This is a genomic window from Algibacter lectus, assembly GCF_900112395.1.
GTDB lineage: Bacteria > Bacteroidota > Bacteroidia > Flavobacteriales > Flavobacteriaceae > Algibacter > Algibacter lectus.
In genome coordinates, this window is the sequence record NZ_FOLN01000005.1 from 298,580 (window position 1) to 316,042 (window position 17,463).

Consider the following 17,463-nt stretch of genomic DNA (forward strand, 5'->3'; position numbering starts at 1 on the left):
ATAGTAATTATTATAAAACGTTTTATTCACAATCTATGTCTGAGATGTTTCTGGCTTCCAAAATTTTTACCACCTCATAGGTGCTATCATAATCAGCAGCAAATCCATCTTCTGATTTTCCTTTATCAATAATTTCAATACCCACAAATATTGGAGAGTAAGGCGCTTTATTTTTTGTTAACTTGAAATATAACTCAGTCAGTTCCTCTTTCGCTATAATCCAAAATTCCTTATCATCTCCACAAGGGGAAAAACTACTAACCTCATGACCCAACGTTATTCTTCCTTTTAAAATATTTTGTGTACTATCAGATTTAGATTCGTGTTTTTCAGAATAAACCGGGAAATCTGTATTAATTTCTGAGTTTTGTTCTAGTATTTTTTCGTTTGTAACATTTTCAACGATTGTTTTTTGCTTTTCCTTACAAGAAATTAAAAATAGGTTAACAACAAATAGAACTAATAACGGTTTGTATATATCTTTTAATTTCATGTTTTTTTTATGATAATTATCTTTTTATCAAATGATATACAGCTTATCTCTAAGACTATTTACGTTTATATTTAAGCCCCAATTAGCAATTATTTCTAGACCTTATTAGATACCATTTTTCAATCCCTTCCATAAAAGAACTAAAGCAATTAATGCTATCCTTAAATTAAAAAGAAGGGAAACCTACTTCACCTTCAACTCATGAAATTTATTTCGAATAACCAAACCAATTGGTCGGTTCTGAATTTTAGATTCTAACCAAGAAATAATATCTAGATATAAAAACGCTCGACTTTGGTAGGGGTCGTTTTCGTATTCCTTTAGTTTTTTATGCAGTTTCTTAAATTCGTTCTTCACCTCATGCGGATAGATATCTCCTAAACCTCTTAAAAACTTGATAAATTCTTTTTGTACTTCATATAAATCTTCCATTTTAATTAAAAACTTATACGTACTCTTTATAAGCACATCGAGGTTGTAATCTAAACCAGCTTCGTAATGCGCCACAAGATTTAAAATACGAGAAAAACACAGCAAATCTTCACGCATTTGTAAAGACTTATTGCTTATAATTTTATCTAAAAACTGAATACATTTTTTGTTCTCGCCAGCTCCAAAATACATACTCGCCATTTTGTAATAAAACACCATAACATGATGCTCATCAATACGGTTTTTGTAGAATTTCAATTCGTCCAAAACAGTATCTACAAGCGGTAAGCCTTCGTCAAAGCTTCCTTCAATAAAATGTAAATTAAACTTGTTGTTATAAATATACAGAAAGGCTAACCCGTCTAAGTTATCATCTTTAGGGAACCATTTTTCTTTGGTTACACCTTCAAACTTAATTAAGCTCTCTTTAAACTTATCGTATTTTCTTAAAAAGTAAAGCGACTCTAATAAATAATTATTTCCACTTAAGAAAAACACCGGATTCAAGGCAATCATCTCTTCTTTCTCATAAAATAAATCTACCCATTTTAGAGAGTATTTATAACACGACAAAAAATCGACGGTTAAAAAACTATACCACAGGTAAGATTTGTATAACCATAGCTTTTCACGAAAACCTAACTCGTGTATATCGTATTTTGGCAAACGATCGTTGAAATATTTAGTAACCTGCTTATAGTCTTCATCATTCTTTATGTATCCTATTTTTAGATACAAGCCGTACAATTGCAGAGATAAATTAGATAGCTTACTAGCCAAAACATTGTGCAAACTAAGCTCCTTGGCTTGTATGGTAAGCTCATCGGCACGGTTACTTAAACTTCGGGTAATATATTGCGACTCGATTACTTTTTCGAGCTCCACAACCTCGTAAGCCACATTTTTTTCTTCGTTTAAAATGGCTAAGCTTTTTGCTTTATCCAAAATTTTCAAACTCTGTTTGTAAAGTCCTTTATGATAAAGTATGGTTGCAAAATCGAGTTGTTCGCGTATTTGTAGTCTAATATCTTTATGCGACGGGTTTAACCTTAAACTAATTAATATTTGTTTATAAAGATGCGCCTTTAAATTAGAGAGTTGTTGCTTTTTAACAATACCCTTCTTTAAAATAAAAGCCTCATCATAAACCGATAATTTATCGAGAATATTAAACAGCATTAAAAACTTAGAGTCCTCATTTACTCCCAATCGTCCTACATAAAGCTTAAATTGTCGCTTTTCGGATTTAGAAAGTGATTTCACTAGCACAAACAAATTATCTTTTTGCTCTTTCGTCATAGGTATAAAATCAATGTTAATTGATTGATTTTTAATATATTAACTACATAATTACAACTTTAAACATCGTAATAACCCAAGGTTGTATTATCCTTTTCGCTAAGCAAAATATAACTTCGTAGAACAATAAGAAAATATATTTTAATAAATGTCTGATAATAAAGTCCAAATTTTCGATACAACGCTAAGAGATGGTGAACAAGTCCCTGGGTGTAAACTAAATACCGAGCAAAAATTAATAATAGCCGAACAGCTAGATTTTTTAGGTGTTGACATTATTGAAGCTGGTTTTCCCGTTTCGAGTCCTGGTGATTTTAAGTCGGTTGAAGAAATTTCTAAAATTGTAAAAAACGCGACCGTTTGTGGTTTAACACGCTCGGTAGAAAATGATATAAAAGTAGCTGCCGAAGCTTTAAAATATGCTAAATTACCTAGAATACATACAGGTATTGGCACATCGGATTCTCATATTAAATTCAAATTTAAATCTACACAAGATGATATCATAGAACGTGCCGTTAGAGCCGTTACTTATGCTAAATCTTTTGTGGAAGATGTTGAATTTTATGCTGAAGACGCAGGTAGAACTGATAACGAATATTTAGCACGTGTTTGCGAAGCCGTTATTAAAGCTGGAGTAACAGTATTAAACATACCAGATACTACAGGCTATTGCTTACCTAGTGAATATGGTGCAAAAATTAAATACTTAAAAGAAAACGTAAAAGGTATAGACAAAGCAATTTTATCTTGTCACTGCCATAACGATTTAGGTTTAGCAACCGCAAACTCTATAGAAGGAGTAATTAATGGTGCACGCCAAATAGAGTGTACTATTAACGGTATTGGAGAGCGTGCTGGGAACACCGCTTTAGAAGAAGTTGTTATGATTTTAAAACAACATCCATACCTAAACTTAGATACCAACATTAAAACAGAAATGCTTTATGGCTTAAGCCAATTGGTATCAGATAGTATGGGGATTTACACACAACCTAACAAAGCCATTGTTGGTGCTAATGCTTTTGCACACAGCTCAGGAATTCACCAAGATGGTGTGATTAAAAATCGTGAAACTTACGAAATTATCGATCCTAAAGATGTTGGTGTAACAGAATCTGCTATTGTATTAACAGCCCGTAGCGGTCGTGCAGCACTAGCTTACAGAGCCAAAAATGTTGGCTACGAGTTAACAAAACTTCAATTAGACGTGATTTATACAAATTTCTTAGATTACGCCGATAAGAAAAAAGAAGTTGTAGATAGCGATATCCATAAAATAATAGAAAGCAGTAAAATTTATAACGAAATTGTTTCGTCGTAATTCAAAAGTAACGCCCTACGCCTAACCTTTGGTAAAAATATAAATACCTAACACATGAAATTAAATATAGCCGTATTGCCAGGCGATGGAATTGGCCCAGAGGTCACCGCGCAAGCCGTAAAGGTATTAAAAGCCATTGCTATGGATTTTAATCACATATTTACTTTCAACCATGGTTTAGTGGGCGCAGGTGCCATAGACAAAACGGGGAATCCGTTGCCACAAGAAACCATCGATATTTGTAAAAAAGCCGATGCCGTACTTTTTGGAGCCATTGGCCGTACCTCTTTCGATTTAGATCCGAATGCAAAAATACGTCCAGAACAAGGCTTATTAGGCATCCGTAAAGAATTAGGCTTACATACAAACATACGCCCAGTAATAGCTTACGAAGATTTGCTAAGCAAGTCGTCCCTAAAAGTGAAGCAAATTAAAGATGTAGATATCTTAATTTATCGCGAACTTACAGGTGGTATTTATTTTGGCGATCGTACGCTAAGCGAAGATGGCAACACAGCAACCGATACTTGTACCTATAACAGATACGAAATCGAGCGCATAGCACATGCCGCATTTAAAGCTGCGCAAGCCAGAAAAAAGAAAATTACACTTGTAGATAAAGCAAACGTTTTAGAAAGCTCACGCCTTTGGAGACGTATCGTGCAAGAAATTGCACCACAATATCCAGATGTAAAATTAAAATACATGTATATTGATAATGCTGCTATGGAACTCATTATCAACCCAAGACAATTTGATGTTATTTTAACCGAAAATATGTTTGGCGATATCCTTTCCGAAGAAGCCAGTGTTATTGTAGGTTCAATTGGCCTATTGGCATCGGCATCATTAGGCGACAAATACGCCATGTTCGAGCCTATTCACGGCGCTTACACCAAAGCAGCCAACAAAGGCATTGCAAACCCAATAGCATCAATTTTATCGGCCGCTATGCTGTTAGATCACTTTGGTTTAGACGAAGAAGCTAACCGTGTTCGCGAAGGTGTCGACAAATCATTAAAATTACATATTACAACACCCGATTTAAATAACAAATACGATAACATTAGCACCACCAAGGTTGGAGATTTCATCGAAGATTTTATAAACAATCCCGACGAAACCAATCTAAACTTTACCAACATACACTTGGGGCAATCTACTATTATTTAATTATTTTAGTTAGAGTATCTAAAACCCATACCAAGCGCATTTTTTTTTAAAGTGCGCTTTTTTTATACCATTTTTTTCGGGGCGTTACCCAAGGGTCGGGCTTTCCGCAGTCGCTTTTTTGTGTTGCAATAGGTGCAACAACACAAAAAGAGCTCCAACAATGCTGCAATCCCTAACGCAAGTATCCGCTAAGGTTCTAGAACAAGTATTAAGTAATTGTTTCTTTGTAGAAATCTACACTTGCAAAACAGAATATACGGTATAAAACCCTAATCTTCCCGTTTAGACAATCGTGTTGCTATTATGGTAATAATTAATATTTGCGACGCATGAAACAGCATTAAAGGCAATAAAACAATACCAATAGAAGCCATATTCCCAAATATAATTTTAGAAAACACCGTACCATGTACTAAAGATTTCTTGGTGCCGCAAAACTGCGCCGTAATCTGGTCTTCCTTGTTAAAATTCATTTTTCTAGATAAGAAACCGATCAAAACAAAAATAATAAAAAACAGCACTAACACAACTACAAAAAGCAATAACAAATCGAATACCGAAACCGAACTAAATATGTTTCCTGTAAAAGATTCAGCAAAACTCTTGTAAATAATAAGCAGAATAATAGATTTATCAAAAAGCGTAAGTTTCGCACTATGCTTTTGAACAAAGGCTCCAAAATAGCGCTGTAACCCAAGCCCTAAAACAACAGGTAAAATAATTTGAACAATAAGCTTAATGTAAATAGCCGTAAAGTCAAAATCGGTTTGAGCATCATTAACAAAAAGCCCCATCCAGAGTGGCGTTAAAGCAACACCAATAATACCAGAAATACTAGCATTAAAAATAGCAGCAGGTATATTGCCTTTTGCCATAGACACCATAACCACAGATGATGACACGGTAGACGGCAACGCTGCTAAAAAAAAGAACGCCAACCAAATGGTTTCTTGAGCCTCATTTTGTACTAACGGACGCAAAGCAAGTACTAACATCGGGAAAATTAAAAACGTAGCACTTTGCACTAACACATGTAGCTTCCAGTTTTTAAGTCCTGCTTTTAGCTTTGCCGGACTCAACTTAAGCCCGTAAAAAAAGAATATAAGAGAAATTCCTATCGCACTAATCGTGTCGATAGGAATTTTGCTTTCACTTACGCCCCATTGCGGGAAAAAATAAGCGAATATTATAACAACAATAATAGATAAAACAAATTTATCAATTTTAATTTTCTGCATCTTTAAAATTATAAAATACGATACAATATTAATATAGTTAAGTGTTTAAGAATAACATTTTAAGAAAACAAGTTCTTCAAAATAAATCTAACTTTTATTAGCAAAGCTCTATTTCGAATTAAGATTTATAATTTCTTCTACAAAACTGTTATAATCAAATCTTCTTTCTAAAACTATACTTTGTAATACCTCATAATCGTTCAGTTTCTGAGCAATTTTTTTCTTGTTTTTCAGTTTTCTAAAGCCAAAAACCTTAAACATAACAAACTTATTGTCAAAATCTAACAACAAAATAGGGCTTTTCAAAGAATTTGAACTTTCTTCTGTAGTTTCGAATAAGGTAAACCTACCTTCATCTATTAATTTAGCAAATTTATAGTTACCAAAACCGCCTATTTTTTTTATAAATCTTTTTAGATAAAGTTCTTCTTTAACCTTGTAGCCTTCAATTAAATCAGGTGTTAAATGCTCCGTAGAGCCATCCATACTTTTCTTGAATTTAACACTATCAAAAGAAATACTTTTAGTTTTAACAAATCCCTGAATAGTATCTGTTTTAGTAAATACTGATGCTTTAATCCAATTACCATTTTCTTGTGAAAACGTTATTTGTGTGAAAAATATAAATAATAAAACAACTGTTCTAAACATTATTTTCATAAATTGTATAAACTAGAAACAATAATAAAATGCGTTCCGACTAAAATTAAACAGGGAACTTAGCACGAATTTTATCTAAACATAAGTTATGGATACTTCCGGCATGTGTGTGCTTTTTAGAGGTGTCAGGGACGTAAGTACCATCTTGCACCTGTCCGCCAATTTTTTGATAAGCCTCTCTAAAACTTTGTCCTTCTACAACCAAAGTATTTATATTATCAACTGTGAAAAGGTATTTATATAAATCGCTATTTACATCAACGTCTTTCACTATAATTTGCTGAATAGAATAGTTAAAAATATCCAAGATATCTTTTAATTCTTCGAAAGCAGCAATCATGTTTTCTTTCAATAATTGGTAATCTCTGTGGTATCCACTTGGTAAATTATTGGTTATTAAAACCATTTCACCTTGTAAGGCTTGTATTTTATTACACTTACCTCTAATTAACTCAAAAACATCTGGATTTTTCTTGTGTGGCATAATGCTACTTCCCGTTGTTAATTCGTCTGGAAAAGAAATAAACCCAAAATTCTGACTCATATATAAACAGGTATCCATTGCAAAACGAGACAGTGTGTTACACAAACTACCTAGAGCCATAGCAATAGTACGTTCGTTTTTACCACGGCCCATTTGTGCTGCAACCACATTGTATTTAAGTGTTGCAAAACCCATTTCTTTAGTCGTTAATTCTCTATCGATAGGAAAAGAGCTTCCGTAACCAGCAGCCGAACCTAACGGATTTTGATCTACCGTTTTTATAGCAGCATCTAACAGAAACACGTCATCAATCATTAATTCTGCGTATGCAGAAAACCACAACCCAAAAGATGATGGCATAGCTACTTGCAAGTGCGTATAGCCAGGTAAAACCTTATCTTTATAAGTATCAGCTAAATCTAAAAGTGTATTAAAAAACGTTTTAGTTTTATCTTTTATAACACTCAAATTATCTTTATAATATAAATGGCATGCCACTAAAACCTGATCGTTTCTAGAACGCGCTGTGTGTATTTTTTTTCCAACTTCACCTAAAGATTTGGTAAGCTCGAATTCAATTTTAGAGTGTACATCTTCAAACTGTGCATCGATAACAAAAGTACCATCTTCAATTTGTTCTTCTAAAACTTTTAAACCTCGTAACAAATCGACTAACTCTTCAACAGAAATAATTCCGATTTTTTGAAGCATTTTAGCATGTGCACGCGATGCAATTACATCGTACTTTGCAATATGAATATCAATTTCTCTATCGTTTCCAACAGTAAATTGCTCTATTTTTTTATCTATTGAAATACCTTTATCCCACAACTTCATCTTAATACTTTTTTTTCTGTTTCCGCGAAAGCGAAAATCTATTATTTTAAAGAAAGAAGAACAATCTACTTTCCGTTTTTTTTTATTTTACGATAACCTTATCTAGTAATTTAATATACAAATCGACACCTTCTACTATTTCATGTAAATGAATAAATTCATCCGCTGAATGCGAACGCGTACTATCTCCAGGCCCTAGTTTTAAAGATGGACACGTTAATGTGGCTTGATCTGATAATGTTGGCGAACCATAAGTAGATCGTCCCATTTCGATACCTGCTTTCACTAAATCGTGATCCATTGGAATACAAGATGAATTTAAACGTAAACTACGAGGCGTAATACTTGTACATGGCGATTTTTCTTGTAAAATCTCAGCGATTTCTGTATTGGTATATGCATCGTTTACACGTACATCGACAACCAAATCTACATGGCCAGGCACCACATTATGCTGAGATCCTGCATTAATTTGTGTTACCGTTAACTTCACATCACCTAAAGCTTCAGAACCTTTTTCGAACTTAAAATCTTTAAACCATTGTAAAACTTCTATGGTGTTATAAATAGAATTATTATCGTTTGGATGTGCCGCATGACTTGGCGTTCCAGCTACAACAGCATCAAAAACCACAAGTCCTTTTTCAGCTACAGCTAAATTCATTAAAGTCGGTTCGCCTACAATAGCCACATCAACGTGTGGTATTACAGCCAACATACTATTTAAACCATTTGGCCCGCTGCTTTCTTCTTCCGCGGAAGCGACAATAACCAAATTGTATTTTAAATTATCATGATTGTAAAAATGAGTAAACGTCGCAATTAAAGATACCAAACATCCTCCAGCGTCATTACTTCCTAAACCGTATAATTTACCATCTTCTACAATGGCTTTAAAAGGATCTTTGGTATATGCTGAATTTGGTTTTACGGTATCGTGATGTGAGTTTAAAAGTAATGTTGGTTTACTCTCATCAAAATGTTTGTTTACTGCCCAAACATTATTTTGTGTACGTTTAAAATCAATATTATAACGCTTAAACCAATCTTCGATATGTAACGCCGTTGGATCCTCTTCCGAAGAAAAAGACTGTGTTTCTATCAGCTTTTTTAAAAGTAAAATGGCATCATTTGTTAAATCTTGCTGCGTCATTTTTATAAAGTTATTTTTGTAAAATTATCATTTTCTTGGGTTAACATTTCTGTATTCCCCATGTTTATTGTGCTAACGCCATTTTTTAAAGCAGCAAAGCAGTTTTCTAGTTTTGGTAACATACCATCGGCAATAATACCTTTTGCTAACAAATCTTGGTACAGGTTGGTATCAATATGTTTAACAACCGATTTTTTGTCGTTAATGTCTTCTAAAACCCCGTTTAATTCAAAACAATAATAAATAGATGTATCGTATAATTTACTCATTCCAATAGCCACTTGAGACGTTATAGTATCGGCATTTGTGTTTAATAATTGCCCATTACCATCGTGAGTAATAGCACAAAATACCGGTGTAAAATCGGCTTGAATTAATTTATCTATAGAGTCGTGAGCGACGCTTTCTACATCGCCAACAAAACCAAAATCAATATCTTTCACAGGGCGTTTAACCGATTGAATACTATTAATATCTGCACCTGTTAATCCAATAGCATTGCTATTTAAAGCCTGAAGTTTGGCAACAACATTTTTGTTAACCAAGCCACCATAAACCATAGTTATCACCTCTAAAGTTTCGGCATCGGTAATACGTCTGCCATTTACCATTTGAGACTCAATTCCTAATTTTGATGCTATATGTGTAGCGCGTTTACCACCACCATGCACTAAGATTTTCTTACCTTCCAAATTAGCAAACAACTTTAGAAAAGCTTGTAATGAGGTTTCGTCTTCAATGATATTACCTCCTATTTTTATAATTGATAATTTTTCTTTCATCTATAAGTTTTCTAAAATCTTCTTGAGTACTAATTGCGCTGCAAATGTTCTATTATTTGCTTGTTGAATCACTAAAGAGCTATCACTATCTAAAACAGCATCTTCCACAATTAAGTTTCGTCTAACTGGTAAACAGTGCATAAATTTAGCTTCACCAATTTTCTCTTTGGTAATCATCCATTCCGGATCAATATTATCAACTAAACCATAATCTTCATAAGAACTCCAGTTTTTTGTGTAAACAAAATCGGCATCTTTAAAAGCATCTTCTTGATTGTGATAAATTGGCGTATCGCCCGTAATTCCCGGGTTTAAATTATAACCTTCTGGATTTGCAATTACAAACTCCACATCCATTTTTCTCATGGCTTGCGTAAAACTATTTGCAACCGCATGTGGCAACGCTTTAACGTGTGGCGCCCAACTTAACACAACTTTTGGTTTAGACACTTTAGCGTGCTCTGCAATAGTAATAGCATCGGTTAAACCTTGTAATGGATGACCTGTAGCACTTTCCATACTTATAACAGGCACTGATGCAAACTTTTTAAAAGACTCTAAAACATATTCACTTTCGTCCAATGCTCTATCGGTTAAACTTGGAAATGCACGAACTGCAATAATATCGCAATATTGAGATATCACAGCGGCAGCTTCTTTTATGTGTTCCGCTGTACTACCATTCATAACAGTGCCATCTCCAAACTCAATTCCCCAAGCATCGCCAGAAACATTCATTACAATAGGATTCATTCCTAAATTTAAAGCCGCTTTTTGCGTGCTTAAACGTGTACGCAAACTAGAATTAAAAAACAATAAACCTAAGGTTTTGTTTTTTCCTAATTCAATGCCTTGTAACGGGTTTTCCTTTAAGGCTTTCGCTTCTTCAATCCAAGTATGGATGTTATCGATATCGTTAATGGATGTGTAATGTTTCATTTTTTAAACTTATTTTTTAAAACTTCTTGGTTTCGAAAACCCCAAAAAGTCTTGTACTTTAATTATTTATTTCAGGCTACATTCACCTAAAAATTTTCACTATTTTATTTTAGTAAAGGGCACTTTATTATCAAAAGCGTTGGTTATAAAATCGTCTTCCAAACCGTTTACAATCCAAGTTTCTATATTAGCTTTCTTGGTAACAGCAGCAGCTTCAATTTTAGACTCCATACCTCCACTTCCGTGGGAAGATTTAGAATTTACCACTTGAGCTCTCAAACCATCAAAGTCGGTAACCTCAGCAATAGTTTCAGGCACACCTTTCTCTATAGACTCTTTTGTATAAATCCCATTAGTATTAGTCGCTATTACAAGTAAATCCACCTCCAAAAGAGAAGCTGTTAAAGCAGCTAATTTATCGTTATCACCAAATTTAATCTCATCGGTAGCTACGGTATCATTTTCATTGATAATAGGAATGTAATTGTTTTGCACCAAAACATTTATGGTGTTTACAATATTGGTTTTACTTTCCTGTTTTTCAAAATCGGAATACGATAATAAACACTGAGATGTTAATAAACCGTATTCTCTAAAAATTTCTTGGTAAATACGAATTAAATGTGGCTGACCAATAGATGCCAAGGCTTGTTTTACAAAAACATCTTCCTGCTTACTTTCTAACTTTACAAACTGTTTTGCTACAGCTATTGCGCCAGAACTTACAATAATAAACTCGCAAGTATCTTGAAGTTTTGCTATTTGATTGGCAACATCTTCAATTTTACCACGGGAAATATTGTTGGTCTCTTTGGTAAGTGTATTAGATCCTATTTTTAATAAAATTCGTTTCTTTTTCTGCATGCTATCTTGTTTGTCCGTTACCATGAACATACCATTTGTTGGTAACCAAATGCTGCAAACCAATTGGTCCGCGTTGATGTAATTTATCTGTACTGATAGCCAATTCGCCACCTAAACCTAATTGTCCACCATCGGTAAAACGTGTGGATGCATTATGGTAAACTGCTGCCGTATCTACATTTTCCATAAACATTTTAGCTTCGTCATTATTTGTAGTAACAATAACGGACGAATGTCCACCAGAATATTTATTAATCATGGCAATGGTATCTTGGTTAGATGCTATTTCACCAATAAGTATTTTATAATCTAAAAATTCTTTATACCAAATATCATCTGAAGTAATTGCTTCTACCTCATGATTTTTTGAAATACTAGCATCACCTAAAACTTCAATATTAGCTTCTTTTAATTTTGCAATTAATCGATTTACAAATGTCGCTTTATCTGCAAGATTTTTATCAATTAAAATTTTATCAACCGCATTACACGCAGAAATTTTAGATTTTCCATTCATAATAACATCAATAGCAATATCTAAATCGGCATCTTTATGCACATAAACAAAATTATTACCACGTCCAGAGATAATCACTGGGCACGTAGCATGCTCTTTTACAAAAGCAATTAACCGCTCGCCACCACGTGGTACAATTAAATCAACTTTCTGCGTTGGCTTTTCTAAAAAAGCTTGAGTTTCTGTACGGTTAAATTGTAAATACTCCACCCAATCGGTCGATGCACCTTGCTCTTCTAAAGCTTGGTGCCATAATTCAACAATTTTTAAATTTGATTTTAAAGACTCTTTCCCGCCCTTTAATAAAATTTTGTTTCCTGATTTGAATGCAATTCCTGCTGCTTCTACAGTAACATCTGGACGAGATTCGTATATAATTAAAACCGTACCAAACGATGCTGTTTTATTATAAACCTGCATCCCGTTATCATGCTTAAAACTAAAACGCTCTACACCAACTGGATCTTCCTGCGAAGCCAAATGCGTAACAGATTTTATCATTTCATCAACTTTAAAATCATCAACCTTTAATCGGTCGAACATTGAAATATCGTCACCTTTATAAGCTTCTAAATCTGTTTTATTAATGCTAATTATCTCCTGACGCTCCTGTTCTAAAAGCTTTGCCATTTTTAACAAAACAGCATTTCTAGTTTCTATGGATAATAGGGTGTTCATTTTTTAATATTCAGTTTTTTTTAGTAAACAGACCTCAGTCTACCGTAATTGGTGTAAAATTTTTGAAAAGTATAGATTAAGCCATTCTCTTATTTCATTAATCTTCCGTCTATTTTCTTTTCTCTTTATTCTATCTTTTAATTTTCTACTTCTAATTCCTCAACCTCGCTTAAAACTTCAACTAAAGCTTCAAAAAACATATTAATATGCTCTTTTCTAATGGTTAATGGAGGTAAAATTCTCAACAAGTTTTTATTCATGGCACCACCAGTAAAAATATGATGCTTATATATTAACTCTTTGCGTAAATCGCCAACTTCAAAATCGAACTCCAAACCAATCATTAAGCCTTTACCTTTTATGGCTTTTATCTGCGGAATTGTTTTAGCCAGTTTCACGAAATAACACGACATCTCGTTTACGTTATCCATTAATTTTTCGCCTTCAATCACACTCAAAACAGATAAACCTGCAGCACAAGCCAAGTGGTTTCCACCAAACGTAGTACCTAACATACCAAATTTAGCTTCGATGCTTGGATGAATTAAAATACCACCTATTGGAAAACCATTCCCCATACCTTTGGCTATAGAAATAACATCTGGTGTTACATTATAATGTTGAAATGCAAAGAATTTTCCCGAACGGCCATAACCAGACTGAACCTCATCGGCAATAAAGAATGTATTGTTTGCTTTACAAAGCAAATCTACCTGTTCAAAAAATTCAGCAGTACCTTGATCTAATCCTCCAACACCTTGGATAAATTCAACAATTACAGCACAAACATCACCTTTTTCAAGTTCTCTTTTTACACCTTCAATATCATTTAAAGGTAAAATAGTTACGGCTTGTTGCGAGTTTATTGGCGCTATAATATTTTTATTATCGGTTACAGCAACAGCTGCCGATGTTCTACCATGAAATCCATTGCTAAAAGCAACAACACGTTTTTTGTTTGTTTTAAAAGATGCCAATTTTAAAGCATTCTCATTTGCCTCTGCACCTGAATTACACAAAAACAACTCGTAACCTTCACAGCCAGAAAGCGTTTCTAATCTTTCAGCCAGTGTAACCTGTAACGGATTTTGCACCGCGTTAGAATAAAAACCAAGCGCAGCAACCTGATTAGAAATCGCTGCCACATATTTTGGATGTGCATGTCCGATAGAAATTACGGCATGACCACCATAAAGATCTAAATATTCGTTTCCTTTTTCATCATAAACATAGATGCCTTTGCCCGATACAGGCGTAACATCATACAACGGATATACATTAAATAGTGGCATAACTAATTATTTTTTATCTGATTAATTTTTTCAAAAGATGCATTTATTCCTTTTATCAGCGACGAACTTAAACCGCGGTGTTCCATTTCATTCAAACCTTCAATAGTACAACCACTAGGTGTAGTTACACGGTCTATTTCCTCTTCTGGGTGCTTACCCGATTCTTTCAATAAACTAGCTGCGCCAAAACATGTTTGCATTGCTAATTGATGAGCTTCGTGTGCCTCAAAACCTAATTGAACCGCTCCTTGCGTTGTTGCACGAATTAAGCGCATCCAAAAAGCAATACCACTCGCACAAATTACTGTAGCGGCTTGTAATTGTTCCTCCGGAATTTCCAACGAAGTCCCCAAACTATTAAAAATAGTCATAGCTAAATCAATTTTTTCCTTCCCTTTTTTATTGGTAGAAATACAAGTCATTGATTGTCCCACAGATGCCGCAGTATTCGGCATAGCGCGTACCACGTAATTATCTTCACCAACAATAGCCTCAATTCTCGCAATAGCAAAACCGGTAATAACAGAAATTAAAACATGTGCTTTAGTTAAATGTGGTTTCAGGTCGTTTAAAATACCCTCAAAATGTCTCGGTTGAATGGCAAAAATTAAAATATCTGCATGTTTTACGGCCTCAACATTATCGGTAGTTAACGTTACTTTTTCCGAATTATCAAAATCTTTTAAAGCGCTTAAATTTCGTTTTGTTAAATACAAACTCGTCAACGCTTCCGAACTTAACAAGCCCTTTGCAATCGACTGCCCCAAGCTACCTGCACCAATTATGGCTACTCTCATAATGCCTAATTTTATATAAGTTTTTTTATTTCCGTGACAACGAAAACTTAATTTTCAGTTCTGTTTTGACGTTAGCACAAGAGTCCGGCTTTATTCGTTGATTTCTATTTCGAATCAAAGAAATCATGAATATAAATGTTTCTCTACTCGCTTCCTTACGTTGGTCGCGGAGCTCAAACATGCCATTCTATTCCTAACACGCCACTGTTATGTGCTTACTCTAGTTCTAAAATAATATTCTAGAAATAAGTAGCTTTTAAACCTAAGCCAGTAGTTTCTTCTAAACCAAACATCAAATTCATGTTCTGCACGGCTTGTCCCGAAGCTCCTTTTAATAAATTATCGATAATACTAGTCACCAATAATTTACCGTTATGCTTATGTAAATGTATTAAACATTTATTAGTATTTACTACTTGTTTTAAATGTAATTGATCATCCGATACAAAAGTGAATTTGGCATCTTTATAAAAATCTTTATAAATTGTTTTTGCGTCTTCAATAGTACCTTCAAAATCGGTGTAAAGTGTTGCAAAAATCCCTCTAGGAAAATCACCTCTATTTGGCATAAATAAAATCTCAGTAGCAAAATCACTTTGCAATTGCTTAACCGATTGATTTATTTCACCTAAATGCTGATGCGTAAATGGTTTGTAGTATGAAAAGTTATTATCTCTCCAAGTAAAATGTGTTGTTGCAGACAACGATGTTCCTGCACCAGTAGCACCTGTTACAGCATTAATATGCACATCTTTACTTATTAAACCTTTACCTGCCAAAGGCAACAACCCTAACTGAATTGCCGTAGCAAAACACCCCGGATTTGCAATATAATTTGCAGTTTTAATAGCTTCACGTTGCAATTCTGGTAAACCGTAAACAAATGTTTTACCATCAAAAACCTCATCGGCTTCTAATCTAAAATCATTTCCTAAATCTATTATTTTTGTGTTATCAGAAAACGTATTGTTCGATAAAAACTTCACCGAATTCCCGTGACCTAAACATAAAAATAAAACATCTACATCTAGGTTAACAGTATCGGTAAATTCTTGATCCAACGTTCCTACTAAATCTTGATGTATTTTACTTATTTTGTTTCCGGCATTCGATGTGCTAAACACAAAATTGATATCTGTATTTGGGTGATGGATTAATAAACGAATTAACTCACCAGCCGTATAACCAGCACCTCCAATAATTCCAACTTCAATATTTCTCATTATATACTATTTTTGTTCATTTCGCCGTATTAAAATTATGTATTTTCTTAATACTTCGAAATAACTCAATTATTCAATTCAAGTTCTATTCCTGAGAATTTACTTGTCTGTATATTTTATTTTGGTTTCCAAAAATCTTAATAAAACCTTTAGCGTCATCTGCCGTCCAAGCTTTGTTTTCTTCACCGTAAGTACTAAACTTACTCGACATTAAATCGTGATCTGAAACAATACCATCCAAAGAAAAGTGATAAGGTTTTAAAGTAACCACAACATTACCAGAAACCATTTTCTGAGAACTTTGTAAAAATGCTTCTGTATCCCTCATTACTGGATCTAAATATTGCCCTTCATGCAAATGCATACCGTAAAAACTAGACAAATAATCCTTATGTTGTAATTGCCATTTTGTTAAAGTATGCTTCTCTAACAAGTGGTGTGCTTTTACTGTAATTAAAGCAGCTGCGGCTTCAAAACCAACACGTCCTTTAGTTCCAACAATAGTATCTCCAACGTGAATATCTCTACCAATAGCATAAGCCGAAGCTATATTATTTAAATTTTCAATATTTACTTCTGGAGCATTTTCCTCACCATTAAGCGCAACAAACTCACCATTTTTAAAGGTTAGTGTTACTTTCTCTTCTCCTTCTTTTTCTAATTGAGATGGATAAGCTTCACTTGGTAAAGGTTTTTCAGACTTTAACGTCTCTACACCTCCTACACTAGTTCCCCAAAGCCCTTTATTTACAGAGTATTTTGACTTTTCCCAAGGCATATCAATACCTTCAGATTTTAAATAATCTATTTCCTCTTGTCTAGCTAATTTTTTATCTCTAATTGGCGTAATAATTTTAATATTTGGTGCTAAGGTTTGAAAAATCATATCGAAACGAACTTGATCATTACCTGCTCCTGTACTACCATGTGCAATATATTCTGCATCAATACTTTTAGCATATTCAATAATTTCTATAGCTTGAATAATACGCTCTGCACTTACAGACAATGGATATGTACCGTTCTTTAAAACATTACCGAAAATTAAATACTTCACTACTTTTTGGTAAAACGTAGCTACGGCATCAATATTTTTATAAGTTGAAACCCCCATTTTATAGGCATTACTTTCAATATGTTTAATTTCTTCAGTTGTAAAACCACCAGTATTTACACTTACAGCGTGTACATCATATTCTTTTGATAAACTTACGGCACAGTAAGATGTATCTAATCCTCCACTGTATGCTATGACTAATTTTTTCATTGTATAATTTT

Annotated in this window: 16 protein-coding genes; 2 read left to right on the forward strand and 14 right to left on the reverse strand. The window is 33.8% G+C overall.

Going from position 1 to position 17,463, the window contains the following annotated elements; genetic code table 11:
- Positions 1-22: 22 nt before the first annotated feature.
- Together BM246_RS11195 and BM246_RS11200 are read right to left on the reverse strand one after the other, a co-directional pair.
- Complete coding sequence (locus BM246_RS11195) at positions 23-493, reverse strand: hypothetical protein (protein WP_074937924.1); 471 nt, start codon at positions 491-493, stop codon at positions 23-25.
- 183 nt (positions 494-676) lie between these two features.
- Positions 677-2,224 carry a hypothetical protein gene (locus BM246_RS11200; RefSeq protein WP_042495882.1) on the reverse strand — a complete coding sequence of 516 codons (1,548 nt, stop codon included), beginning with the start codon at positions 2,222-2,224 and terminating at the stop codon, positions 677-679.
- 148 nt (positions 2,225-2,372) lie between these two features.
- Between BM246_RS11200 and BM246_RS11205 the strand changes: the two genes are divergently transcribed.
- Both BM246_RS11205 and leuB read left to right on the forward strand, forming a co-directional pair.
- Positions 2,373-3,548, forward strand: a complete 1,176-nt coding sequence (locus tag BM246_RS11205) for a 2-isopropylmalate synthase (RefSeq protein WP_074937926.1) — start codon at positions 2,373-2,375, stop codon at positions 3,546-3,548.
- Positions 3,549-3,602: 54 nt separating this feature from the next.
- Positions 3,603-4,721, forward strand: a complete 1,119-nt coding sequence (gene leuB, locus BM246_RS11210; RefSeq protein ID WP_074937928.1) for a 3-isopropylmalate dehydrogenase — start codon at positions 3,603-3,605, stop codon at positions 4,719-4,721.
- 269 nt (positions 4,722-4,990) lie between these two features.
- On the opposite strand, the gene BM246_RS11215 is transcribed toward leuB, so the two are convergent.
- The 12 genes from BM246_RS11215 to BM246_RS11270 form a co-directional block, all read right to left on the reverse strand.
- Positions 4,991-5,959, reverse strand: a complete 969-nt coding sequence (locus BM246_RS11215; protein WP_074937930.1) for a bile acid:sodium symporter family protein — start codon at positions 5,957-5,959, stop codon at positions 4,991-4,993.
- Between the two features lie 108 nt (positions 5,960-6,067).
- Entirely contained in the window at positions 6,068-6,610 is a 543-nt protein-coding gene (locus tag BM246_RS11220; RefSeq protein WP_074937932.1) for a hypothetical protein, read from the reverse strand.
- A 55-nt stretch (positions 6,611-6,665) separates the two neighbouring features.
- Positions 6,666-7,940 carry an argininosuccinate lyase gene (gene argH / locus BM246_RS11225; protein WP_074937934.1) on the reverse strand — a complete coding sequence of 425 codons (1,275 nt, stop codon included), beginning with the start codon at positions 7,938-7,940 and terminating at the stop codon, positions 6,666-6,668.
- A gap of 82 nt (positions 7,941-8,022) precedes the next feature.
- On the reverse strand, positions 8,023-9,093 hold the full coding sequence (locus BM246_RS11230) for a M20 family metallo-hydrolase (protein WP_042505877.1): 1,071 nt from the start codon (positions 9,091-9,093) through the stop codon (positions 8,023-8,025).
- Positions 9,094-9,095: 2 nt separating this feature from the next.
- Positions 9,096-9,875, reverse strand: a complete 780-nt coding sequence (gene argB / locus BM246_RS11235) for an acetylglutamate kinase (protein ID WP_042505878.1) — start codon at positions 9,873-9,875, stop codon at positions 9,096-9,098.
- Positions 9,876-10,814, reverse strand: coding sequence for a Rossmann-fold NAD(P)-binding domain-containing protein (locus BM246_RS11240; RefSeq protein WP_042505879.1), 939 nt, complete (start codon positions 10,812-10,814; stop codon positions 9,876-9,878).
- Positions 10,815-10,913: 99 nt separating this feature from the next.
- Positions 10,914-11,678 carry a glutamate 5-kinase gene (proB, locus tag BM246_RS11245; protein ID WP_074938000.1) on the reverse strand — a complete coding sequence of 255 codons (765 nt, stop codon included), beginning with the start codon at positions 11,676-11,678 and terminating at the stop codon, positions 10,914-10,916.
- Between the two features lies 1 nt (position 11,679).
- A complete protein-coding gene (locus BM246_RS11250; RefSeq protein WP_074937936.1) occupies positions 11,680-12,873 on the reverse strand; it encodes a glutamate-5-semialdehyde dehydrogenase in 1,194 nt (397 codons plus the stop codon).
- Between the two features lie 137 nt (positions 12,874-13,010).
- A complete protein-coding gene (locus BM246_RS11255; protein WP_042505881.1) occupies positions 13,011-14,165 on the reverse strand; it encodes an aspartate aminotransferase family protein in 1,155 nt (384 codons plus the stop codon).
- A 2-nt stretch (positions 14,166-14,167) separates the two neighbouring features.
- Positions 14,168-14,962, reverse strand: coding sequence for a pyrroline-5-carboxylate reductase (gene proC, locus BM246_RS11260; protein WP_074937938.1), 795 nt, complete (start codon positions 14,960-14,962; stop codon positions 14,168-14,170).
- A 239-nt stretch (positions 14,963-15,201) separates the two neighbouring features.
- Positions 15,202-16,185, reverse strand: coding sequence for an N-acetyl-gamma-glutamyl-phosphate reductase (gene argC / locus BM246_RS11265; RefSeq protein WP_074937940.1), 984 nt, complete (start codon positions 16,183-16,185; stop codon positions 15,202-15,204).
- A gap of 85 nt (positions 16,186-16,270) precedes the next feature.
- Positions 16,271-17,452: an argininosuccinate synthase gene (locus BM246_RS11270; protein ID WP_042495901.1), complete on the reverse strand. Its 1,182-nt coding sequence runs from the start codon at positions 17,450-17,452 to the stop codon at positions 16,271-16,273.
- Positions 17,453-17,463: the final 11 nt, after the last annotated feature.